The organism is Aequorivita iocasae, from assembly GCF_016757735.1.
In the GTDB taxonomy this organism is placed as follows: domain Bacteria; phylum Bacteroidota; class Bacteroidia; order Flavobacteriales; family Flavobacteriaceae; genus Aequorivita; species Aequorivita iocasae.
The window spans coordinates 2,592,077-2,615,521 of the sequence record NZ_CP068439.1 but is presented as its reverse complement, the minus strand read 5'-3'; the positions used below and the strand labels follow the sequence as shown (position 1 = coordinate 2,615,521).

General features: G+C 39.1%; 18 protein-coding genes. 8 read left to right on the top strand and 10 right to left on the bottom strand.

What is annotated here, in order from left to right:
* Positions 1-11 precede the first annotated feature (11 nt).
* The 3 genes from JK629_RS12015 to JK629_RS12005 all read right to left on the bottom strand — a co-directional run bounded on the left by JK629_RS12015 (position 12) and on the right by JK629_RS12005 (position 9,735).
* Positions 12-7,571, bottom strand: coding sequence for a choice-of-anchor Q domain-containing protein (locus JK629_RS12015; RefSeq protein WP_202335867.1), 7,560 nt, complete (start codon positions 7,569-7,571; stop codon positions 12-14).
* A 196-nt stretch (positions 7,572-7,767) separates the two neighbouring features.
* Complete coding sequence (locus tag JK629_RS12010; protein WP_202335866.1) at positions 7,768-8,715, bottom strand: phosphoribosylaminoimidazolesuccinocarboxamide synthase; 948 nt, start codon at positions 8,713-8,715, stop codon at positions 7,768-7,770.
* Positions 8,716-8,781: 66 nt separating this feature from the next.
* On the bottom strand, positions 8,782-9,735 hold the full coding sequence (locus JK629_RS12005; RefSeq protein WP_202335865.1) for a PhoH family protein: 954 nt from the start codon (positions 9,733-9,735) through the stop codon (positions 8,782-8,784).
* A gap of 107 nt (positions 9,736-9,842) precedes the next feature.
* Here JK629_RS12005 and JK629_RS12000 point away from each other — a divergent pair, with 107 nt between their 5' ends.
* The 7 genes from JK629_RS12000 (at position 9,843) to mnmE (ending at position 16,776) form a co-directional block, all read left to right on the top strand.
* On the top strand, positions 9,843-10,676 hold the full coding sequence (locus tag JK629_RS12000) for an SAM hydrolase/SAM-dependent halogenase family protein (RefSeq protein ID WP_202335864.1): 834 nt from the start codon (positions 9,843-9,845) through the stop codon (positions 10,674-10,676).
* A gap of 12 nt (positions 10,677-10,688) precedes the next feature.
* Positions 10,689-10,985 carry a putative quinol monooxygenase gene (locus tag JK629_RS11995; RefSeq protein WP_202335863.1) on the top strand — a complete coding sequence of 99 codons (297 nt, stop codon included), beginning with the start codon at positions 10,689-10,691 and terminating at the stop codon, positions 10,983-10,985.
* An 11-nt stretch (positions 10,986-10,996) separates the two neighbouring features.
* Positions 10,997-11,704: a gliding motility-associated ABC transporter permease subunit GldF gene (gene gldF, locus JK629_RS11990; RefSeq protein WP_202335862.1), complete on the top strand. Its 708-nt coding sequence runs from the start codon at positions 10,997-10,999 to the stop codon at positions 11,702-11,704.
* Positions 11,704-13,395 (top strand): gliding motility-associated ABC transporter substrate-binding protein GldG, encoded by a 1,692-nt coding sequence (gene gldG / locus JK629_RS11985; protein WP_202335861.1) that lies wholly within the window; start codon positions 11,704-11,706, stop codon positions 13,393-13,395. Before gldF ends, gldG begins: the two co-directional genes overlap by 1 nt.
* Positions 13,396-13,499: 104 nt before the next feature.
* On the top strand, positions 13,500-14,618 hold the full coding sequence (gene dnaN, locus JK629_RS11980; RefSeq protein WP_202335860.1) for a DNA polymerase III subunit beta: 1,119 nt from the start codon (positions 13,500-13,502) through the stop codon (positions 14,616-14,618).
* Positions 14,619-14,762: 144 nt separating this feature from the next.
* Complete coding sequence (locus tag JK629_RS11975; RefSeq protein ID WP_202335859.1) at positions 14,763-15,269, top strand: hypothetical protein; 507 nt, start codon at positions 14,763-14,765, stop codon at positions 15,267-15,269.
* Between the two features lie 118 nt (positions 15,270-15,387).
* Positions 15,388-16,776 (top strand): tRNA uridine-5-carboxymethylaminomethyl(34) synthesis GTPase MnmE, encoded by a 1,389-nt coding sequence (mnmE, locus tag JK629_RS11970; protein ID WP_202335858.1) that lies wholly within the window; start codon positions 15,388-15,390, stop codon positions 16,774-16,776.
* 46 nt (positions 16,777-16,822) lie between these two features.
* Here mnmE and JK629_RS11965 read toward each other — a convergent pair whose 3' ends face one another.
* The 7 genes from JK629_RS11965 to JK629_RS11935 form a co-directional block, all read right to left on the bottom strand.
* On the bottom strand, positions 16,823-17,389 hold the full coding sequence (locus tag JK629_RS11965; protein WP_202335857.1) for a TetR/AcrR family transcriptional regulator: 567 nt from the start codon (positions 17,387-17,389) through the stop codon (positions 16,823-16,825).
* A gap of 21 nt (positions 17,390-17,410) precedes the next feature.
* A complete protein-coding gene (locus JK629_RS11960) occupies positions 17,411-17,833 on the bottom strand; it encodes a DoxX family protein (RefSeq protein ID WP_202335856.1) in 423 nt (140 codons plus the stop codon).
* A 17-nt stretch (positions 17,834-17,850) separates the two neighbouring features.
* On the bottom strand, positions 17,851-18,675 hold the full coding sequence (gene ygiD, locus JK629_RS11955) for a 4,5-DOPA-extradiol-dioxygenase (RefSeq protein WP_225626199.1): 825 nt from the start codon (positions 18,673-18,675) through the stop codon (positions 17,851-17,853).
* Between the two features lie 261 nt (positions 18,676-18,936).
* A complete protein-coding gene (locus JK629_RS11950; RefSeq protein ID WP_202335854.1) occupies positions 18,937-19,707 on the bottom strand; it encodes an SDR family NAD(P)-dependent oxidoreductase in 771 nt (256 codons plus the stop codon).
* Positions 19,708-19,995: 288 nt separating this feature from the next.
* Positions 19,996-20,919 carry a DsbA family protein gene (locus JK629_RS11945; protein WP_202335853.1) on the bottom strand — a complete coding sequence of 308 codons (924 nt, stop codon included), beginning with the start codon at positions 20,917-20,919 and terminating at the stop codon, positions 19,996-19,998.
* Positions 20,920-21,223: 304 nt separating this feature from the next.
* Positions 21,224-21,793, bottom strand: coding sequence for a YceI family protein (locus JK629_RS11940; RefSeq protein WP_202335852.1), 570 nt, complete (start codon positions 21,791-21,793; stop codon positions 21,224-21,226).
* 98 nt (positions 21,794-21,891) lie between these two features.
* The gene (locus JK629_RS11935; protein ID WP_202335851.1) at positions 21,892-22,719 is read right to left on the bottom strand and encodes a helix-turn-helix domain-containing protein; all 828 of its coding nucleotides are present in this window, start codon (positions 22,717-22,719) and stop codon (positions 21,892-21,894) included.
* A gap of 204 nt (positions 22,720-22,923) precedes the next feature.
* Between JK629_RS11935 and JK629_RS11930 the strand changes: the two genes are divergently transcribed.
* Positions 22,924-23,352, top strand: coding sequence for an FKBP-type peptidyl-prolyl cis-trans isomerase (locus JK629_RS11930; protein ID WP_202335850.1), 429 nt, complete (start codon positions 22,924-22,926; stop codon positions 23,350-23,352).
* The last annotated feature ends 93 nt before the right edge of the window (positions 23,353-23,445 follow it).

Sequence of the window (23,445 nt, the reverse complement as noted above, 5' to 3'; positions counted from 1 at the left end):
CAAACAAACAATTATTTTGATAAAATCAACCTATGGGTAGAAGTTGAAGTCTCAGAAATAACTTTTATTATATAAACTCCATTCGCATAACTACTGAAATCTAAATCGGTTTCACCGACAGTACCTCTGAGTTCACGAACTATTTTTCCAGAACCTAATTCCATAATTACAATTTGTAAATTGTTTCCAAACGTTGCTGGAATTTTAGCTGTTGCAAAACCTCTGGATGGGTTTGGATAGATTACAATTCCACTTCCTCCTTCGGTAATATCATCCACAGAAAGTAAAATCGTTTGGGCTTCAAAGGCTCCAATATCACGGATTCCTCCAAATACAGCTTGCTCAATTTGATCATTGAATAAATCTGCAGGATCACCGGCATTATACGCCAACGAGCCTTCCAGCAATTCGTGCGTTTCAGTCAATCCGCCATTGTTTTGAAGTGGGCCAACCATTGGGTCAGTTTCTTCAATGTCATTCGGTTGTTCAGGGAAAGCGTTAGCATCATCAGTTCCGATCAAATTGTAATCGTTGGAAACAAAGCTTCCATTAACATCTGTTCCAGAAGTTGCAGTATTCAGCGCGACTAATGTATTTTTCAATGAAGTATTGGTGTCACTTTGAATTCCACCTCCGTCAGACAGTGCATTGTTTAATGCAACTGTTACCGCATTCAAATCGAAACTTGCGCCGTTATTGTAAATTCCGGCCCCAGCACCGTTTGCTGTGTTTGTCGAAATTGTACTTCTCATTACAGTTACATCTCCACCGGAAGCATTGTGAATACCACCTCCACCACTTGTTGCTCCACTCGCTGAATTATTTGAAATTGTTGAAGTAGATATTTCCAACATTCCTCCATTGTTGAAGATTCCAGCGCCACCGTCATCTGCAGCAGTTCCAAAAGAACTGTTGCCATCAATGGTTGAAGTTTCAACAGCCATTAAAGTACCGCTTTGATTCCAAAGTCCGCCACCTTCACGGGCAGCTTCGTTTCCTGAAATTATACTTCCCGAAATTGTAATTAAACCACTGTTTCCTGTTACATGAAGTCCACCACCATTCCCTGGGGCTGCAGTTCCAGCAGTTCCGTTAACATCATTTGTGGTCATATCAGAATTTGTAAACGTGAGCGTGCCATCAATCAATTCAATAGCGCCACCTGCTCTATTTGCGGCATTTCCAGACAATGATGAATCAGAAATTGTAACATCACCAGCAGTACTCAACAATCCACCACCCGAACCAGCTGCTCCGGTAGCAAGGTTGTTTGTAATTAAAGTTCCATTGATAATATTTAATGTACCTCCGTTATTGAAAACACCTCCACCACCGTTATCAGCATCGGCTCCTTCAGCTATGTTGGCGTCGATTGTCATTCCGTCGATGGTCATTAATCCAGTGCCATTCCAAAGAGCACCACCTTCAGAGGCAGCAATATTTCCAGTAGCAGAGCCTCCAGAAATATTTGAGTCGCCCGCACCAGTAATGTGAAGTCCTCCTCCATTTCCTGGGGAAGCAGCTGTTGTATTTGAAGTGAATATCACATTCGTAAGATTTAATTCACTTCCAGCAACTGAGTTTTCCTCAATTGCACCACCAGCTCTCATAGAAGTATTTGCTGTGAATTCAGAATCAGAAACGGTCAAAGTACCAAGATTGTTCAAAATACCACCACCAGACCCTGCGGCTCCATCAGCAATGTTATTTAAAATAGTAGTATTCATAACAACCAATGTTCCCATTTCGTTAAAAATACCTCCACCACCTTGATCGGCATCAGCTCCACTTGCAGTATTTCCATCAATGGTTGTTCCGTCTATGGTCATTGTGCCACCACCATTCCAGTAAGCACCACCTTCTGCGGAAGCTGTATTTCCTGAGGCCATTCCGCCAGTGATGTTTGAATCACTGGGGCCAGTTATATGCAATCCACCGCCATTTCCGGGAGCGGAAGCCGTACTATTGTTCATCAAATTTACATTTGTCAGAGTCAATAAATTTCCAGCCAAGGATTTATCTTCTATTGCACCACCGGCACGCATTGAAGCGTTACCAGAAAATTCAGAATCTGAAACAGTAAGCGTTCCTTCATTGTTAAAAATTCCACCTCCGGAACCTGCAGCACCATCAGCTACATTATTTGAAAGTGTTGCATTCAGCACATTAAGTGTACCACCATTGTTGAAAATTCCGGCACCCCCATCATCTGCTGCGGGACCACTGGCAATATTTGCATCTATTATAGTGCCGTCCACAGTCATAGTACCTGCACCATTCCATAAACCACCACCTTCTTGTGAAGCAGTATTTCCGCTTACATTTCCACCAGTAATATTTGAATCTCCAGCACCAGTAATGTGCAATCCACCACCGTTTCCTGGGGCAGAAGCAGTACTATTATTCATTAAATCTGAATTTGTTATTATCAATAAACTACTTGAAGATGAATTTTCCTCAATTGCACCACCGGCACGCATTGATAAATTTCCAGTTAATTCAGAGTCTGAAATAGATAAAGCACCCAAATTATTCAAAATACCCCCACCAGAACCAGAAGTTCCATTAGCAATATTATTACTGATAGTTGTTCCGTTTTGGACTATCAAAATACCGCCTTCATTGAAAATACCTCCACCACCTTGGTCTGGATCATTTCCACTTGCTGTGTTTCCATCTATGGCAACATTATCTACAGTCATTGTACCGCTACCGTTCCACAATCCACCACCTTCGGCAGTTGCGGTGTTTCCATTCACGGTACCATTAGTCAAACTTGCCGTTCCTGGACCAGTTATGTGAAGACCACCTCCGTTTCCTGGGGAATTTCCGACATTATTGTTATCAAGATTTGTATCCAAAAGTGTAATAATTCCTGGTGTAACTGAAGAGTTATCCTCAATACCGCCACCCGCTCTATTTGCAGAATTATTTGCAATTACAGAATTATTTACGGTTACTGAACCGCCATCCACATTTTGAATTCCACCCCCAGAACCAGCAGTTCCAGTTGCAGTATTGTTTGTAATGGTTGAAGAATTTTGGACCATTAAAATACCGCCATTATTAAAAATACCTCCACCACCATTTGTGGCATCATTTCCACGGGCAGTGTTGCTATCCAACAATGAACCATCTACAGTCATTGTACTTCCGGCTTGGTTCCATAAACCGCCACCTTCGCTTGCGGCATCATTATTTGTTATTGTGCTTGCTGAAATATTTACGGTTGCAATTCCTGTTACGTGCATTCCTCCACCATTTCCGGGGTTTGGTGTTCCTGCTGCGATATCAACTTTATTTCCTATTAAGGAAGTGTTTGTCATATCCAGTGTTCCAGCAACAATCTCAATACCTCCACCGGCGCGGTTTGCGGCATTGGCATCAATCATTCCGCCAGTGATAACTACACCACCATCGGTTGTCAAAATTCCACCGCCAGAACCTGAAACTCCGGTTGCAAGATTGCTCTGAATTGTACCGTCTGTTAGATTTAAATCACCACCATTGTTATAAATACCACCACCGCCAGAGCCACTTACTGCCTTATTCAAATCAACCATCGTGTTTATAACATTCATAGTGCTACCTGCTTGGTTCCAAAGACCACCGCCTTGATTAAAAGCAATATTCGCAGAAATTGAAGCGTCATTAATAGTTGTATTTGTAACACCAGAAATATGGACTCCACCACCGTTTCCTGGATTTGGTGTTCCAGCGGTTCCATTTACATCATTTAATGCTATGAGGGTTCCGTTCAAATCAAGTGTTCCGGCAATTACTTCTATACCACCACCAGCTCTATTGGCAAAGTTTTGTGTTATTTGAATATTTGCAATAGTAACGGCTCCAGCTGTTGAGAAAATTCCTCCTCCCGAGCCAGATGCTCCATCGGCAATATTATTATTTATAGTAGTTCCTGCAAGAATATCGAGAGTACCTCCATTGTTGAAAATTCCTCCACCCCCATTATCCGCATCGGCTCCACTTGCAATATTATTTGTTACAGGCACTCCATCAACTGTCATTGTTCCTGCGCCGTTCCATAAACCACCACCTTCAGAAGCAGCTATGTTTGCATCAACCGTTCCTCCTGAAATAGTAGCGTTTCCAGTTCCACCTACGTGAAGACCACCACCGCTCCCAGGGGAAGCTACAGCGGGAGCAACTCCAGCATTATTTGTATTTAATGTAGTTCCGGACATGGTCAATGTTCCCGCTGCAATTTCAATTCCGCCACCCGCACGGTTAGCAATGTTATTTGTAATTATTGCATCAGTTACGGTTACATCCCCATCTGTACTGTGTATACCTCCGCCGGAACCTGCAGTTCCATCGGCAGTATTATTGGTGATTTCTGTTCCAGCCAAAACATTCATTGTTCCGCCATTATTAAACAATGCTCCTCCACCATCATCGGCCAATATTCCGCTTGCGGTATTTTCTGTAAGAAGTGTATCTTCTACAGTCATTATTCCTAAGTTATTCCACAATCCACCGCCTTCTTGTGCAGCTTTATTATTCTGAATAGTACTATTTGAAATTGTTGCATTCGTCATCCCTGACAGATGGACAGCGCCACCGTTACCAGGATTAGCCATTGTGCCAAGACCAATATCAACTCCCGCGGAATTATTTTCTAAAGTAATTGCGTCCAATACCAAAGTATTTCCCGAAGCATCTTCAATAGCGCCACCGGCACGGCTTGCATAATTTCCGGAGATTGTACTTCCGGTCGCAATATTTAAAGTTCCACCAGTATTATTGAACAATGCACCACCGCGGCCACCAGGAGTAGCTCCCATTGCCACATTCGAAGTTAGGTCTGTTGCTGCATCTACGTTCAAAATTCCACCATTATTGAAAATCCCACCGCCTCCGGTAGCATCGCCATTTGCCGTGTTTCCGGTTATTGTAGTTGCAGTTACGGTCATAGTTCCTGTACCGTTCCAAAGACCACCACCTTCAAAAGCAGTGTTATTTGTTACAATTCCATTATTGAAATTTACATTTCCGGGACCAGTAATATGAAATCCTCCACCATTACCTGGAGCAGGCGCATTCACCGTATTTTGATTTAGGACAACATTATTAAAAGTAAAAGTCTCGCCCATTGCAGAATTCAATTCAATTCCACCACCGGCTCTATTTGCAGTGTTATTTTCAAAGGTAACGCCATCAACAATAAGAGTTCCTGGCGTAAGGTTAAATATACCTCCACCAGAGCCAGCAGTACCACTTGCAATATTTCTAACTATTTGTGTATTTGGTGCAACGGTTAAAGTTCCGCCATTGTTGAAAATACCTCCACCGCCATTATCGGCGGCATCGCCTTCAGCTTTATTGAAATCAATAAAAGTATCGGTATAAAATATACCTCCCTGAATATTCATACTTCCGCCATTGTTCCAAAGGCCACCACCTTCGGAGGCAGCTTCGTTTAAAAATACGATTCCACTCAATGTAACATTAGTTGCATTTCCTGTTATATGAAGTCCTCCTCCGTTACCTGGATTTGGAGTTCCGCCCGTAGCAATTCCATTTACATCGTTTGAGATTAGTGATATATCCAAAAGGTTCGCAGTGCCATCAATAATCTCAATACCTCCACCTGCTCTATTGGCACCATTGGAAGAAAGAAATATAGTATCTGTATTTAAGGTTCCTCCTGTGCTTAAAATTGCGCCTCCAGAACCAGATGTACCGGTGGCTATATTGCTGTATATATCAGCAAAATTATTTACGATCATGGTTCCGCCATTATTAAAAAGAGCACCACCACCTTGATCCGGATCATTTCCTGTGGCTTCATTATTATTGTAAGTTCCGCCAGAAACTGTCATAGTACCCGATCCATTCCAAAGACCACCGCCTTCTGCTGCGGTATTATTTGCTACCGTACAATCTGTAAAAGTTGAATTTCCGGGACCACTTATATGAAATGCACCACCATTTCCAGGGTTGGCGGTAGCAATGTTATTTCCACTAAAAGTAACATTGTTAAAAGAATATGTTTCTCCGGTAGCTGAACTAATTTCTATTCCCCCACCAGCTCTATTGGCTGTATTTCCTGAAATTGTAATTCCGTCAACACTCAGTGTTCCTGGAGTAAGATTGAAAATTCCCCCACCAGAACCCGATGTTCCATCGGCAATATTATTAGAAATTGTTGTGGAAGAAACTGTTAATGAACCTCCATTATTGAATATTCCACCACCGCCATCATCAGCTGCGTTACCTGAGGCAATATTTCCGGAAACGGTTGAACCCATTACCATCATTATACCTGTGTTATTCCAAAGACCGCCACCCTCTTGTGCAGCTTGGTTATTTTGAATAGTACTATTTGTAATGTTTGCTGAAGTGGAACCAGACAAATGTAAGGCGCCACCATTTCCAGGATTTGCCATTGTTCCCAAGCCTATATCGGCTCCAGCGGAATTTCCTTCCAAAGTAATTCCGGTTAAAACCAGAGTGCCTTCAGAGGCATCCTCAATCGCCCCACCAGCACGACTAGCGTAGTTTCCATTTATATTTAAACCAGGAGCAAGTGTAAGCGTTCCGCCTGTATTATTAAAAATGGCACCACCACGACCTCCGGGAGTTGCTCCCAACGCGATGTTTTGGGAAAGATTGGTATTTGCGCTTACTGATAAAGTTCCGCCATTATTGAATAAAGCACCTCCACCTGTATTTGGGCCTAAAGCCGAATTATTTGTAAACGTAACTCCGTCAATTGTCATCGTTCCTGCTCCATTCCAAAAGGCGCCGCCTTCAATGGCAATATTGCCAGTTGCTGATCCTCCTGAAAAAGAAGAGTTCCCAGAACCTGTAATATGGAATGCACCTCCGTTTCCGGGAGCTGTTACACCAATGGCTTCATTATTAATAAAATTAGAATCCGTAAATGAAATCGTTCCTGGAGAGTCAGTCTCAATTGCACCACCTGCCCGTATCGCGAAATTTCCATTAAAGGTCGTACTCGAGACAGTCAAAACCCCAGAGGATTTTACGAATATCGCTCCACCACTTCCCGCTGCTGCCGTTGCAGAATTAGAAGTAAATTCACTATCTGTTACAGTGGAATTTACAATATCGTTTAAATACAAGGCGCCACCACCATTGGCTCCTTGTGCTTCGTTATTAATAAAGACACAATTGGTCACATCAAAATTATTGGCTGCTATTGCAACCACACTGCCTCCGTTTGCATTGCTTGTAAAATTTTGAATCGTTAATTGATCCAAACTTCCTGAAACATTCACAAATCGAAAAGCGCGATTGTTGGCATTTGTTCCATCTATTATTGTAGAACCATCTGCATTTCCTGTAATTTGAAGTTCATCGGTAACCTGCATTTGTGTTCCAGTTATAAGAACAGTTATTGCTGGATCAAATGTTATAAAGGAAGGTGTAAAAGCGTCTGCGTTTGCTTGATTTACAGCATCCCGAAGAGATCCTGGGCCATTGTTCGCCCCGTTAGTTACATTATAGGTCTGCCCAAAGGCAATACCCGTTATCATAAAAATTGAAACCAATAAGAAAAGGTTTCGCGTAATTCTAATTTTCATAAGCTTGATTTTTTAAGTTAATTACCAATACTTACGTTAAAATTTAAAGGGTCGGTTTCCCAAAGGAGTGTTAAAATTTTTGAAAGACAATACTTTACACCGATACTATATGTTAAAGAGAGAATTTATTGTAAGATTGGGAAAATAAAAAAACACCTATTGAAGGTGTTTTTAAAATATAATTAGGAAGTATAATTTATTTTAAATATTCCAATACATTTTTTTCAATACGGTCGTGAATATTGGAAACATCTGCTTTTATGAATTTTTCGCCGGTAATGTTTTCATATAATTCAATATATCTTTCCGAAACAGTTTCAATGTATTCGTCGCTCATAAATGGAACTTGTTGCCCTTCCAAACCTTGAAAGTCATTTTGGATTAACCATTGGCGTACAAATTCTTTTGAGAGCTGTTTTTGGGGTTCGTTGTTTTTCTGACGTTCTTCATAGCCGTTTGCATAAAAGTAACGTGAAGAATCCGGAGTGTGTATTTCATCAATGAGAACTATTTTCCCATCCTTAGTTTTTCCAAATTCATATTTGGTATCCACCAAAATCAATCCTCTTTTAGCAGCAATATCACTTCCGCGTTGAAAAAGTTTTCGAGTATAATCTTCCAGCTGAAGGTAATCTGCCTCGGAAACAATGCCACGTTTCAAAATATCTTCCCGAGAAATATCTTCGTCGTGATCGCCCATTTCAGCCTTTGTTGCTGGGGTGATTATTGGTTCGGGAAATTTGTCATTTTCCTTCATTCCTTCGGGCATTGCAACACCACAAAGCACTCTTTTTCCTGCTTTATACTCACGGGCCGCATGGCCGCTCATATAACCCCGAATAACCATTTCAACCTTAAAAGGTTCGCAGGCTTCACCAATGGCAACGTTTGGATCGGGTGTAGCTATCAGCCAATTTGGAACCAAATCTTCGGTATCGCGCATCATTTTGGTCGCAATTTGGTTCAGGATTTGTCCTTTATATGGGATTCCCTTTGGCATCACTACATCAAAAGCGCTCAGCCTATCTGTAGCGACCATTAAAAGTATATTGTTCGTTAAAGTATAAACCTCCCGCACTTTTCCGTGATACACACTTTTTTGTCCAGGAAAGTTAAAGTTGGTTGAAATTATAGTATTACTCATTTTGATTTTAGATATACGATTTTCGATTTAAAAATTGGAATTTGGAATTTAATATTTTGGAATTTTTTAGTCTACGTTTTCAATATTCTTATAAGCAGCAATCACTTCCTTCACTAAACGGTGACGGATAACATCTTTGTCATCCAAATAAATCATCCCAACACCCTTTACATCTTTTAAAACCAATAATGCTTCCTTTAAACCTGAAATTACGCGCCGCGGAAGGTCAATCTGCCCGGGATCGCCCGTTATCATAAACTTGGCGTTTTTTCCCATACGGGTCAAAAACATTTTCATTTGTGCGTGCGTAGTGTTTTGTGCTTCGTCCAAAATTACAAATGCATTGTCCAAGGTACGTCCACGCATAAAGGCCAAAGGGGCAATTTGAATAACCCCAGTTTCAATGTGCGATGCAAGCTTTTCCGCAGGTATCATATCACGAAGGGCATCGTACAACGGCTGCATATATGGATCGAGTTTTTCCTTTAAATCTCCCGGAAGAAAACCTAGATTTTCTCCAGCTTCTACCGCAGGTCTTGTTAAGATGATTCGCTTTACCTCCTTGTCTTTCAATGCTTTAACCGCAAGTGCAACACCGGTATATGTCTTTCCTGTTCCTGCTGGACCTACAGCAAAAACCATATCATTTTTTGCCATTAGTGCTACCAATTTTCGTTGATTGGCAGTTTGTGCTTTTACAGGTTTGCCGCTCACCCCATGCACAATAACCTCACCGCTACCCACGGGTGTTTCATATTCTTCTTTATTTCTGCTCAGTAAAACACGCTCAATCACGTTTTCATCTATTCTATTGTATTTTACGTACTGCTCCAACAGCATTGTAATGCGTCGGTCAAATTCCTCTAGCACATCTTCATCACCATAGGCTTTAATTTTATTGCCGCGTGCAACGATTTTCAGTTTTGGAAAATATTTTTTAAGAAGGTCAATATTAGCGTTTTCAAGTCCAAAGAATTCCTTTGGGCTAATCTCTGTAAGTTCGATGATAAGTTCGTTCAAAAGGCGTGCTTTTTTATTATTTGGAATATGCAAAAAATAGTTTTGCTACTAACAAAAGTAACCTATTTTTGTGGTAATTCTTTTAAGAAAATATCAACAATCCATTTATGGCCATAATCACACTTACTACTGACTTTGGAGAGAAAGATCACTTTGTTGGCGCGGTAAAGGGAGCTATTTATACTGAAATGGAAGACGCTAAAATTGTTGATATCTCCCATTCCATTTCACCATTTCACCTACACGAAGCCGCATACATTATTCAGAATGCCTATAAAAGTTTCCCTCCGGGAAGTATACACGTAATTGGCGTCGATTCTGAATTAAATCCTGAAAATAAGCACATTGCGGTATTGATGGACGGCCATTATTTTGTGTGTGCTGACAATGGGATTATCTCCATGCTCACTTCGGAAATTCGCCCTGAGAAAATTGTTGAAATTAATATTCACGATCGGGTAATCAGCAATTTTCCCGTTTTGGATGTATTTGTGAAAGTGGCCGGCCACATTGCACGGGGCGGAACGCTAGAAGTAATTGGTAAAACCATTACTGAAATCAAGGAATTGACGGGCATCCGTCCCGTAGTAAACAACAAAGAGAGCCAAATAATTGGCAACGTAATTTATATTGACAACTACGGAAACGTAATCAGCAATATTTCAAAAAAGTTATTTGAGACCGTCGGAAAAGGAAGGGAATTTATAATCAATGCCCGCTCTGAGAAATTTAGCAGGATACACACCCATTACAGCGATGCCATCAACTTTGAGCAACCTCCCGAAAAACGCGAGGAGGACGGAAAGCGGTTGGCGCTATGGAATTCATCTCAATTTTTGGAACTGGCCATATACAAAAGCAATCCTACTTCCGTGGGCGGCGCCTCAAGCCTTTTTGGACTGGAGTTTAGAGACACAATTACGGTTAACTTTAATTCATAAATTAAAAGAAAAATGTTTACAAGAATTGTAAAAATGCAGTTTGAAAAAGAACACATTCCTGCTTTTCTGGCTAATTTTGAAACCGTGAAAGAAAAAATACGCGCTTATCCCGGTTGCGAATTTTTGGAACTTTACAACGATAAAAATAACGAAACAATCTTTTTCACTTACAGCCGTTGGAATGATGAAAACGATTTGGAAAACTACCGAAATAGTGAGCTTTTCAAAGAAGTATGGAGTGTAACAAAACCGATGTTTAAAGAAAAAGCTGAAGCTTGGAGTGTTGATACACTTCACAGTTTAAAATAATTTAAAACTGAATGTTTACAATAATTAAACGCGAAATAAATTCCTTCTTTTCAAGTACCATTGGGTATTTGGTGATTGCTGTTTTTTTATTGATCAATGGGTTGTTTTTGTGGGTTTTTAAAGGAAATTTCAACATTCTCGATTCTGGTTTTGCAGACCTTTCCCCCTATTTTGAACTCGCGCCGTGGGTTTTGCTTTTTTTGATTCCCGCCGTCTGCATGCGCGCCTTTAGCGACGAAATGAAAATGGGCACCTTGGAGCTTCTGCTTACAAAACCCATTTCACTAAAGCAGATAGTTTTAGGAAAATATTTCGGAGCAGTCATCCTAATTATAATCGCACTAATCCCAACCATATTATACGTTTTTACCATAGCAGCCTTGGGCAATCCGCCCGGTAATTGGGATGTGGGCAGTACCCTTGGTTCCTACATCGGACTGCTATTTTTGGTGTTTGCATATACTTCCATCGGGATCTTTGCTTCCACACTTTCGCAAAACCAAATCGTGGCTTTTATAATTGCCGTTTTCCTTTGTTTTGCGCTCTATTATGGGTTTGAGGGCTTTACCTCTTCCTCTTTCGATATTTCCAATTTGGGAATGAAGGCGCATTTTGACAGCGTGGCGCGTGGGGTATTGGACACCCGGGATTTGATTTATTTTTTAAGTGTAACTGCATTTTTCATCGCTTTGACCATTTTTAAATTGAAGAAACAATAATGAAGACTTCAATTAAAAAAAATATCGTTTCAATTGCCGTTTTGGTGGGAGGATTAATTCTTTTGAATATCCTTGGAAACTATTTCTACAAACGCTTTGACCTCACACAGGATAACCGTTTTACCCTTTCAGAAGAAGCAAAACAAATTGTTGATCAAGTAGACTCCCCATTGATAGTAGATGTATTTCTGAAAGGAAATTTTCCGCCGGAATTCCGAAGACTTCAAAGTGAAACTGAACAACTTTTAGACGAATTTTCGGCCTATAACGACAATATAAAATTTGAATTTATAGACCCCACGGAAAAAGGCAACGAAGCATTCCGATCACAATTTGAAAAATTTGGATTGACCCCAGCCCAAGTTTCCGTAACCGAAAGTGGTAAGCAGAGCACCGAACTTGTTTATCCGTGGGCATTGGCGCATCACAATGGCAAATCGGTCAAAATTCCGTTGCTGAAAAACCAACTAGGTGCCACTTCCGAAGAACGCGTAAACAGTTCGCTGCAAAATTTACAATATGCGTTTGCAGACGGTTTTAAGAAATTGGCAACGGAAAAGTCAAAAAAAATAGCCGTTTTAAAAGGCAATGGGGAATATGACGACCGTTACATTGCCGACTTTTTTGCAACGCTTCGCGACTATTATTTTATTGCACCCTTTACGTTGGATTCGGTTGCGTCAAACCCCGAAATGACCTTTAAAGCGTTGGAGGGTTTCGATTTAATAGTTGCCGCTCAGCCCACCGAAGCTTTTAGTGATGCCGAAAAATATGTATTGGACCAATATATTATGAACGGCGGTAAATCACTGTGGGTGATGGATGCCACCCAAATGCAGCTGGACACCGTAAGCGGAAATATGTTTGCCTTTGGAAAGGATTTAAACTTAAATGATTTCTTCTTTAAATATGGCATCCGCGTCAACCCCAATTTGGTGAAAGACGTGTACTCCGCCCCTATCGTTCTGGCCAGTGGTGACGAGCGTGAGGCTCAATACAATCGCTACCCCTGGTTTTTCAGTCCGTTGAGCAGCAGTGCAAACAACCACCCCATCGTTTCAAATATTGAAGCTGTAAAGTTTGATTATGCCAGCGCGATTGATACACTTCCGAACCAACTTAAAAAAACGGTTTTACTTTCCACATCCCCAATATCGAAAATTGTGGGACTGCCCTTCCCTATTGATTTTGATGTTGAAATTCCAAAGAATTTACAGGTAGTCAATGAAGGTCCTAATCCCAATGAATACAATGCTGGTGAAATTCCGCTCGCGGTTTTACTGGAAGGTAAATTTACTTCAGTTTATAAAAATCGGGTAAAGCCTATCTCCCTAAATGGAGTGAAAAATATAGATGACGGCAAACCCTCAAAAATGGTTGTTATTAGCGATGGAGACCTCATAAAAAACCAATTGCAGGGCAATCGTCCGCTCGAACTTGGCTTCGACAAAATGACCAATCAATTCTACGGAAACAAGGAATTTCTGCTGAATACCGTTAATTATCTCCTGGACGACAGCGGACTTATAAACATTCGCACGCGGCAAATTGCGGTGCCGTTTCTCGATCCACAAAAAACCGTGGAACAGCGAACAAAGTGGCAAGTACTTAACCTCCTGTTACCGTTGGGTTTATTAGCCCTTTTCGGAATCGGTTTTGTGCTTTACCGCAAACGCAGGTACACCCGCTAAATGTTAATAAGTTTGTTTTAACAAACACTTCAATTGAAATATATTTGTAGGTATGCTAAAACCAAGGCATTTATCATTATTCTGATCAAAAAAATAAATATTCAATGAAATTCATCGTATCGAGTTCGTATTTATTAAAACAACTGCAAGTTTTGGGCGGTATTATCAACAACAATAATACGCTTCCTATTTTAGATAATTTTCTTTTTAATTTGGATGGAAAATCCCTTACTGTTTCGGCTTCTGATTTGGAAACAACCATTTCTTCCAAGCTGGAAGTAGAAAGCACCGAAAAAGGAATGGTCTGTATTCCTGCAAGGCTTTTGCTTGAAACTTTAAAAACCTTTCCAGAACAGCCATTAACGTTTACTGTTGAAGACAACAATACTATTGAAATAAGCAGTAATCACGGTAAATATGCGCTTGCATATGCCAGTGGCGAAGAATTTCCCAATGCCGTGGAATTGAAAGATCCGTCATCCACCGTGGTGCAGGGTGATGTGCTTGCTACTGCCATCAGCAAAACCATTTTTGCGTCTGGAAACGACGATTTACGCCCTGTGATGAGCGGTGTGTTTTTTCAATTTTCAACAGATAATTTGGTTTTTGTAGCAACCGATGCGCACAAATTGGTTAAATATACCCGTGACGACATCAGTGCTTCGCAAACCGCGGAATTTATTATGCCGAAAAAACCTTTGACGCTTTTGAAAAGTATTCTTGCCGGAAGCGAGGAAGATGTTACCATTGAGTATAACGACAGCAACGCCAAATTCATTTTTGAGAACACTGAAATGGTTTGCCGCTTAATCGATGGAAAATACCCTAATTACGAAGCGGTTATTCCGAAGGAAAACCCTAACAAATTGGTTATCGATAGAAATCAATTTTTGAATTCCGTTCGACGTGTTTCTATCTTTTCCAGCAAAACTACCCACCAAATCCGTTTAAAGATTGCAGGTGCCGAACTGAATATTTCAGCTGAAGACATAGATTACAGCAACAAAGCCGAAGAGCGCCTTACTTGCGATTACCAAGGGGATGATATGCAAATAGGCTTCAACAGCCGTTTCCTTACTGAAATGTTGAACAACCTAACAAGCGATGAAGTTTCTTTGGAAATGAGCCTACCTAACCGCGCAGGAATATTAACGCCAGTGGATGGTCTGGATGAAGGTGAAACCGTTACCATGCTTGTAATGCCGGTGATGTTGAACAATTAAATTGTTAGAGTCTTATTTAATCAGAATAGCAGAATTAAAAACCCGCCCAAGTGGCGGTTTTTTTTACATATTGATGACATAATTTAATGGGGCCGATGTGTTGTTAATTTAACTCTATAATTAACAATAACGAAAACGAAACACATGAAAACCCTAAAAACATTTAGCATTCTTTTACTCTCAGTAGTAATTATTTCCTGTTCTAAAAAGGATGATGGAGGTGGCGGAAGTGCTCCAGAAGCGAAATTTAACGCAACCATAAACGGTGGAGGCTTTGGCAGTAATTATTCATCTCGTTTGGGGTTTTACTCAAGCGATTACAGTGACAATGGATTAACCCTTGCAGTAACTGACGAAAACACCAATATTATCCGTATTTTTTTAAATAATACTGGAGGCTTTGGAAGCGGAATCACTAAAATTATTAATGACGTTGCTACCAATGGTTTTGTAACCAGCGTTGTAATTCGGGATCAAACCAATCAAGTAACCTATAATGCGTCTGAAGGAGAGATCAATATTTTAGAAAATCAAGAAAATCCTGAAAATGAGGACGGACGTTTAATCTCCGGAAATTTTACCATCACCGCAACATCAGGGTCGGGCCCAGCTATCACTATGAGTGGAAATTTTAAAAATTTTGCATATTAATTAAGCAAAGGAACGTTGTACCAAAAAGGGTTGCATTTGTGCACCCTTTTTTTATGTGTTAATTTCAACTTCCATTAAATTTAAAACTTTTCCAAAGTTAACCGTACCTTTACAGCCAATGACACACACAGACACCATAGTGGCAATGGCAACACCGGCAGGCGCAGGAGCAATTGCTGTTTTAAGGCTTTCGGGCCCCGATGCCATTGCAATTGCTTCTTCAATATTTAGTTCCGTATCAAGAAAAGAACTCGTAAAACAAAAAACCCATACCGTTCATTTGGGTCATATAAAAGATGGTGAACGAATTATTGACGAAGTGCTCGTCACCATTTTTAAAAACCCAAACAGTTACACAGGTGAAGATGTGGTTGAAATTTCCTGTCACGGTAGTAATTACATTCAGCAGGAAATAATTCAGCTATGCCTGCGTAAAGGTTGCAGAATGGCACAAGCGGGTGAGTTTACACTTCGTGCATTCCTGAATGGAAAGATGGATTTGAGCCAAGCAGAAGCAGTTGCAGATCTTATTGCAAGCGATAGTGCCGCCAGCCATCAATTGGCTATGCAACAAATGCGCGGGGGCTTTTCCTCGGAAATAAAAAAGCTTCGGGAAGAACTTTTGAATTTTGCTTCACTTATAGAATTAGAACTGGATTTTGCTGAAGAAGACGTGGAATTTGCTAACCGTGAAGAATTTCAAAAACTTATATCAAAAATAACCCACGTTTTAAAGCGCTTGATAGATTCATTCGCCACAGGAAATGTTTTAAAAAATGGAATACCTGTAGCCATTGTGGGCGAACCAAATGTGGGGAAATCTACGCTATTAAATGCATTGTTGAACGAGGAACGTGCCATTGTGAGTGATATTGCTGGAACGACACGAGATACTATTGAAGATGAAATAATCATTGGCGGTATCGGGTTTCGTTTTATTGACACAGCTGGAATACGTGAAACGGTGGACGTTATTGAAGGTTTGGGAATTCAAAAAACATTTCAGAAAATAGAACAGGCACAGGTAGTAATTTATCTTTTTGATGCTGAAAAGTTCAAAGTTGAAAGTTCAAAGTTCAAAGTGGAAATTGAAACCATTAAAAATAAATACCCTTTAAAAAACCTTTTGATTGTTGCCAATAAGGTTGATAAACTTTCGAAAGAAGAAATAGAAAATCTACAGCTTGCAATGGGCAATCTTCAATTATTATCCGCAAAAACTGGGCAAGGCGTTGAGAAAATTCAAAATAAATTGCTCGAGTTTGTAAACACTGGCGCGCTTCGTAACAACGAAACCATCGTTACCAACAGCCGTCATTATGACGCTATGCTAAAAGCTTTGGAAGAAATCATCAAAGTACAACAGGGCTTGGACAGTAATTTAAGTGGTGATTTACTGGCCATAGACATTCGGCAGGCACTGCATTATTTTGGTGAAATAACCGGTGAAATTTCTAATGACGAACTGCTTGGTAATATTTTTGCCAATTTCTGCATCGGGAAGTAATTACCCATTAAAATATAGGATTTAAATTTAAAATGAGCTGAATAAATTATTGTCTTTTAATAATACCATTCAGGCTCACTCTAATAGTGTTGTCCAATAGGTCTTGCAAGCTATATTCCATAAGCGCGGTTTTATGGCTTATTACTTGATCCAGATTTATCAGATGAAATTCACAAAACAACTGGGTATTGATTGTGGGGTCTATTTCACCACTCCTTTGCCCCTTTTTCAATAAGGTTTTAATTATACCAAAAACTATTTTACCGCGTTGAAGGGCATAATACTGATAGGTTTCCGGATAACCTCTTTTTAAATCAAAATAAAAATTAGGTGTAACTTTTATTAAATGTTTTACGGCGTATTCATAAATCTTTTTTATTTTCTCTATCGGTGTTCCCCTTTCATCTTGAATCCTTTTGATATTTGAAAAATGTAAATCAAAAAGATAGTGAATACATTTTTGAACCAATTCCTTTTTACTGCCATAATGAAGATAAATGGTCTTCTTTGATAAACCCATTTCTTTGGCTATATCATCCATTCTAACAGTCTTGATTCCATGTGTTTGAAAAAGCACAAGTGACCTAACCAATATGGTTTTTGACACGGACATAGCTGTATATATTAACAATATCTATTCTTCTAATTGATAGTTTTTCAAAATAGCATCAAAAGAATATTTACCGCTGCCAAGTATTAACACTAATACATAGGCCAACAAGTAAAACAGTCCTAATTCTTTCATAGCATAAGGATCGCTACCGTGAATCATTAATACGGCTACCAACATGGTTATAATCAATGGAATGGCCGCTATTCTGGTAAAAAGTCCAATTAGCAGTAATATAGAACATAATACTTCTGCAACCACAGTTAGTACTAATGAAAACGTTGCGCTCATCCCCATAACACTGGGAAACTGAATATCTCCGCTAAACAGCATGTATAGTTTTGGAATTCCATGAACAAGCATCATTATACCAACACCAAACCTTAATAATAAAACAGCTATACTAACGGTGTTCTCGTTTAATTCAATATTCAGTAATTTTTTCATAATTCATTGCTTTGTTTCTAACCTATCTTAACTGAAGTCATAGTCAGTGAACCTCCAACAGGTTTGTCGTTAAATATTGTTATTTCTTCATTTTTGGTCTTTAATGCCAAGGTGTAAATCAACGGCATATAATGTTCGGGCGTTGGGATGGCTAACTCAAAAGCTTTTCCTTGGGATTTAAAGTCAATTAAACTTTTGTGATCTTCGTTAACGATAAAGTTTTTCATCTTTTCGTTGGCCTCTATAGTCCAATCGTAGGCATATACTTCGTTTAACCTTTTCCACGAAACCATGCGAAGATTGTGTACCATATTTCCACTTCCCACAATTAGAACACCCTGTGTGCGAAGGCTATTCAATTCCTTTGCTAATTCATAGTGATATTTTGCAGGCTGTGTATAATCAATGCTCATTTGAATTACCGGGATATCGGCATTGGGATAGAGATGTTTTATAACGCTCCACGCTCCGTGGTCGAGCCCCCATTTATCATCTAATCCTACATTTGTTTTTGTTATTATCGCTTTGGTCTGTTTTGCCAGTTGAGGGCTTCCCGGTGCTGGGTACTGTACTTCAAAAAGCTCCTGTGGGAAACCTCCAAAGTCATGAATGGTAGGAGGATTTTGCATTGCTGTTACATATGTGCCATTCGTTTCCCAATGAGCAGAAATACAGAGTATTGCATTGGGGCGTACCAATTCATTTCCCAGCCGTCTAAAACTTGCCACAAATTCATTTTCGTCAATGGCATTCATAGGGCTTCCATGACCCAAGAATAGTACAGGCATTTTTTCTGTATTACTCATTGTTGCAGTCATTTTATTTAAATCTTTCAAATTCATACTTGAACCTATTAGCGGCAATAGTGCCATTGATTTTAAAAATTGTTTTCTATTCATTGATGTAATCTAACTACGAAACTTGCTTTGCGAAATGAACTTCGAACATAAAGGGCCACAAACCACCCAACATCTTTTGCTATTAATCATTTTAGAAAAAGTGTGCTGAATGGTTTTTTAAGAATGCAAGGTTAAAAACCAACCAAATTATGAAAAACACAAAACCTTACAACTTAAAATTTAGTTGCGACCCTCTACCATCTGTTAAGCATTCATTCCACCATCAATCACTTGCGTTGTGCCAGTAATGAATTTGCTCTCATCACTTGCCAAAAATTGAACAAGCTGTGCAATTTCAACCGGATCAGCGTATCGCCCTAAGGGAATTGAATTTTCAAAGGCTTTTTTCATTCCAGCTGCATCCTCAGGATTGTAACCAGCTTCCAAAGAACGCATCATTCTATTATCTACCGGAGAAGGGTTGATGGTATTGACGCGAATGTTTCGAGGGGCTACCTCCAAGGCAAGATTTCTCATCATACCTACAACGGCATGTTTACTGGCAATATAGGCCGTTACATTTAAACTGCCCGTAATTCCAGCTACTGAAGAGGTAAGGATAATACTTCCGCCATCGTTCATATGGGGTAAAACATATTTGTTTCCTAAAAAAACACCTTTAACATTTACGGCAATGACCTTGTCAAACACCTCTTCTGGATATGCTACGGTTGTTTTTACTACACCTTCAATTCCAGCATTATTGAAAAATATATCAATTTTCCCAAATGCATTTACCGCTTCTTTTACATAGCGTTTCACATCGTCCGGTTTGGTGACATCGGCTGCTGAATACTTTACGTTTTTACTGCTTAATTCTTCTACTACCTCTTTAAGGGAAGCCTCATTGAGATCGACCAAAAATACTTTTGCGCCTTGGCCTAAAAACAGTTTGGCCGTTGTTTTACCTATACTGCCAGCACCACCCGTAATGATGGCTATTTTGTTTTCTAATCTTCTTACTACATGTTCCATGATTTTATATTTTTATGTTAATATCATTTAATGAAACAAAGTTCGCTATTAGGGTAGGGTTATAACTTACACTTTTAGGTAGTAAGGTTGTAATATTGGGAAAACAACTATTTTGATGGGGAAGATTCCTACAGAAATTCATAATAACTAGAAAATTCCATTATTTCTATAGGTTCAAAAATTTGAACCGGAATAACACATACCCCAGTGTTTATATTACAGTACTTTGGGTATTTGGTGAATATAGGTTTCATTTTTTCGTTTTTTGAAATTATTCAGTAAAAGCTATCATAATATTATGCTATATAAGTTGCCATTTTTAGTTTCTATTCTCTTAAGATTTTCAGTTCTGTGCAACTCATCCAAAATCTGTTTGGCTATTATGATGTTTGTATCGGCTAATTCCGCATATTCCTTTACCGTGAGTGATGGATAGAGGGAGAACAAGTTGTTTAACGAAGGGTCGTAATACATTTTCTTACTTATGGGCAATAACTTCTTTATCGCTATCTCATAATCCGTATAAGGTCTTGCCCCGTATACATTTTGTTCGATTCCGTCTTCATCTATAAAAATAATTGTTGGGAAACCTCTTATTCCTAATTGCCGAGCAAGTTCCAAATCTTCAAAAAAATTTTGTTCCGCCTTGCCGTTTAGATAATCTTCATTCAATTTATTTACATCCAATTGGGCATCGACAGCCGCCATGGCTATATGTTCCCATTTAGCAATATTCTTTTTTTCAATAAACAATAGTTCTCGCATTCGCCGCAAAAATAGCAGTGCCTTTTGCTCGTCCTGCAATTGTGCAGCCTTAAAAGCTATTGAGGGCGGATAGGAAGAATGCAAAGGGTCTTCCAGCCAGATGTCTCCATTTATGGGCATTTGAAAATAATAGCTTACATCATCCCAATGTTGTGCAACATCTTCGGGTTTAGTAATAACACCGTCGTTATAATTCCAGTCGCGTAATAGCCCACCCATTCTATATTCAAAATCGATTAGATGCCCATATTCTAGCTTTAGCTTACGCAATTGTGGTTCAATGCCCCAACAACTTGAGCAAATAGGATCCGTATAGTAAATTACCCGAATAGGTTTCGTAATAGCCTTTTCTCCTTCAATCTTTTCGAGTATATGCTCCCTTGTAGGTATTTCACAAACACCTGTTTCTGGATCACAAATCAGTGGGTTTTTTACATTAGTATGCATAGAATTTTTTTGTGAACTTTAATTACAATTTTATAATATCAGCTAAAAAGGCGCTATCTATTTATCTGGGTAAAACTTTGATTTAATAATACTCTTTTCTACAATACCGGTAAACAATAATAAGCCCGCTAACAGGAGTAGAAAATAAAATAGAAATCCTGTTAATTGTCCCATTAATACTATCAAGATAAGACTAGCTGCAATCCAATATCTTACATACACGTCTTCTCTGCTTATCTTTTGGATTTTAAACTTTTTCATGATTTCTAAATTTAAAATATGAATAACTTCACTTTAAATAGTTTTACTGTTTGGCGAACTGTAGATGAACTACAATATCCACATCCTTACCAATACCAGCTGCGGTAGGGTCAAAATTAATGTTGTAGTCAAACCTGTTGATAGTGGTTTTCGCTTTCAAACCTAATTTTTCACCTTGGTCGCTTTTGGCAGTTCCACCGTAGTACACATCAAAAATTACTGGTTTTGTAACTCCTTTAATAGTAAGCTCGCCATACAATAAAAAATGTTCTGGTTTACCGGTCGCTAAAATTTTGGTGCTTTTAAAGGTCATAGTCGGATAGGTTTCCACCTCAAAAAAATCGGCACTTCTCAAGTGCTTGTCCCTCGCATCTACATTGGTGTTGATACTTGCCACTTGCACGTTAAAATTAAATTGTGCATCACGCAAGGCCTCGCCATTGGTGGTTAAACTACCTGTGTAGTCTAAAAACTTGCCATTCACCAAACTAATGCCTGAATGCTTGATGCTAAAGTTTAACGAAGAATGGTTTGGGTCTACCTGCCATTGGGTCTGTGCAAAAGTTCCTATTGTAAATAGGGACATTACAACTAAAATCAGTACTTTTTTCATAATCATTTAGAATTAAAATGTTAATTAATTATTTGATTACAAAAATAGTAGCACTACGGATGTTAAGAATTACACTTTTCGGTAGTAGAGGTATAATTTTAGGAAGTTAACAGGCTTCGCATTTCATCCCGAAACTCACCTGGTGTTTGCCCCGATTTTTTTTTGAAAACATTGGAAAAATAAGAATTTTCATTATAACCCAATTCGTAGGCTATTTCGGCAATGGTTTTATCGGTGGAAGTGAGAAGGTTTTTGGCTTCAATCAATTTTCTGGTTTCAATGATTTCCGACACACTTTGCTGTAGAATATTTTGGCAAATCAAATTTAAGTTCCGTGTGCTCATAAACAATTTTTCTGCATAATATCCCACACTCAAGGGGCGCCGAAAATTTTCTTCCAAAATGGCGAGAAAATTGGTAAACGTCTCATTTTGGTTTGAGGAAATATCTGTGGGCTGCTGTTTCTGTTTTTCTGATAACACAATCGAAATAACGGCATTGAGCAAATGGCGAATGACGGAAAAATCAGGATTTGATTGCCTTAATTCATTATACATCATTTCAGTCAAAACCGGAAGGCGTCCCGTAAGCCTTTCAACCGGCCAAAATATATTAGCCTTATTGTGGAATGCAGCGTAAAGTTGAAAAATAATTTCAGCTGCAAATTCACTACTAAACCTAATGACCCAAACATCGCACTTACCATCTTTTACTATAGGCTTTACTCTGTGAACCTTACCTTTGCTTACAAAACAAACATAGGGAGCATCTACGGTTGTGGTTTCAAAATCTATGAAATGCTCAATAGAACCCTCCATTCCTATAAGGATTTCTTCAAAATCGTGGATATGAGGTTCATTAGGTGAAGAAGCAACTTTTTTTGCTTCTTCAATGTCAAACCTAAATATTTTTACTGGTTGGTCCATTGCTTAATTACTGATGTAGTATAAAAACTAAATTTACAAATTTTAAATCAGTTCTCTTCATTATCCCCCACCACCTCTTATATTCAAGGGTAAATCCGTTAATATTTCCATAAATCTCAGGATTAATGGTTCTTTTCTGTGGAATTGGCAATGCAAACCCATAGTTTTGCCCCCTTATTGAACAATAATTGAAAAAACAAAATTATGAGTCAAGTACAAGGAAATGAAACCGTAAAACTTCATTACACAGGAAAATTGAACAACGGACAAGTGTTCGACAGTTCCGTACAACGCGAACCACTGGAGGTAAAACTCGGTGAAGGTCGTTTAATTCCAGGTTTTGAAAAAGGATTGGTAAATATGAAGGAAAACGAAAAGAAAACCATTACCATTCCTAAAGAAGAAGCTTACGGCGAAGTTCAAAAAGAACTTTTTCAAAAAATACCAAGTGAGAACTTGCCACAGGATATAAAACCAGAAGTAGGTATGGGACTAGTTTCCAAAAATCCAGATGGTAGTGAGCGTCAATTGCGCGTTGCCGATGTAAAGGACGGTTTTATCATCGTTGATGCCAACCACCCATTGGCCGGTCAAGACCTGACCTTTGAACTTGAATTACTAGAGATTAAGTAATTCTAAAATATATTTTAAAAAAAAAGACTGCCGAGAGGTGGTTTTTTTTTGCTTTAGGCTGTAGGCTTTAGGCAAATATAAAATGTAGAAGCT

Excerpts from the sequence above, each read along its gene's own strand:
- JK629_RS12015 (WP_202335867.1), bottom strand. The coding sequence starts at position 7,571 with ATGAAAATTAGAATTACGCGAAACCTTTTCTTATTGGTTTCAATTTTT.
- JK629_RS12010 (WP_202335866.1), bottom strand. The coding sequence starts at position 8,715 with ATGAGTAATACTATAATTTCAACCAACTTTAACTTTCCTGGACAAAAA.
- JK629_RS12000 (WP_202335864.1), top strand. The coding sequence starts at position 9,843 with ATGGCCATAATCACACTTACTACTGACTTTGGAGAGAAAGATCACTTT.
- JK629_RS11995 (WP_202335863.1), top strand. The coding sequence starts at position 10,689 with ATGTTTACAAGAATTGTAAAAATGCAGTTTGAAAAAGAACACATTCCT.
- gldF (WP_202335862.1), top strand. The coding sequence starts at position 10,997 with ATGTTTACAATAATTAAACGCGAAATAAATTCCTTCTTTTCAAGTACC.
- gldG (WP_202335861.1), top strand. The coding sequence starts at position 11,704 with ATGAAGACTTCAATTAAAAAAAATATCGTTTCAATTGCCGTTTTGGTG.
- dnaN (WP_202335860.1), top strand. The coding sequence starts at position 13,500 with ATGAAATTCATCGTATCGAGTTCGTATTTATTAAAACAACTGCAAGTT.
- JK629_RS11975 (WP_202335859.1), top strand. The coding sequence starts at position 14,763 with ATGAAAACCCTAAAAACATTTAGCATTCTTTTACTCTCAGTAGTAATT.
- mnmE (WP_202335858.1), top strand. The coding sequence starts at position 15,388 with ATGACACACACAGACACCATAGTGGCAATGGCAACACCGGCAGGCGCA.
- JK629_RS11965 (WP_202335857.1), bottom strand. The coding sequence starts at position 17,389 with ATGTCCGTGTCAAAAACCATATTGGTTAGGTCACTTGTGCTTTTTCAA.
- JK629_RS11960 (WP_202335856.1), bottom strand. The coding sequence starts at position 17,833 with ATGAAAAAATTACTGAATATTGAATTAAACGAGAACACCGTTAGTATA.
- ygiD (WP_225626199.1), bottom strand. The coding sequence starts at position 18,675 with ATGAATTTGAAAGATTTAAATAAAATGACTGCAACAATGAGTAATACA.
- JK629_RS11950 (WP_202335854.1), bottom strand. The coding sequence starts at position 19,707 with ATGGAACATGTAGTAAGAAGATTAGAAAACAAAATAGCCATCATTACG.
- JK629_RS11945 (WP_202335853.1), bottom strand. The coding sequence starts at position 20,919 with ATGCATACTAATGTAAAAAACCCACTGATTTGTGATCCAGAAACAGGT.
- JK629_RS11940 (WP_202335852.1), bottom strand. The coding sequence starts at position 21,793 with ATGAAAAAAGTACTGATTTTAGTTGTAATGTCCCTATTTACAATAGGA.
- JK629_RS11935 (WP_202335851.1), bottom strand. The coding sequence starts at position 22,719 with ATGGACCAACCAGTAAAAATATTTAGGTTTGACATTGAAGAAGCAAAA.
- JK629_RS11930 (WP_202335850.1), top strand. The coding sequence starts at position 22,924 with ATGAGTCAAGTACAAGGAAATGAAACCGTAAAACTTCATTACACAGGA.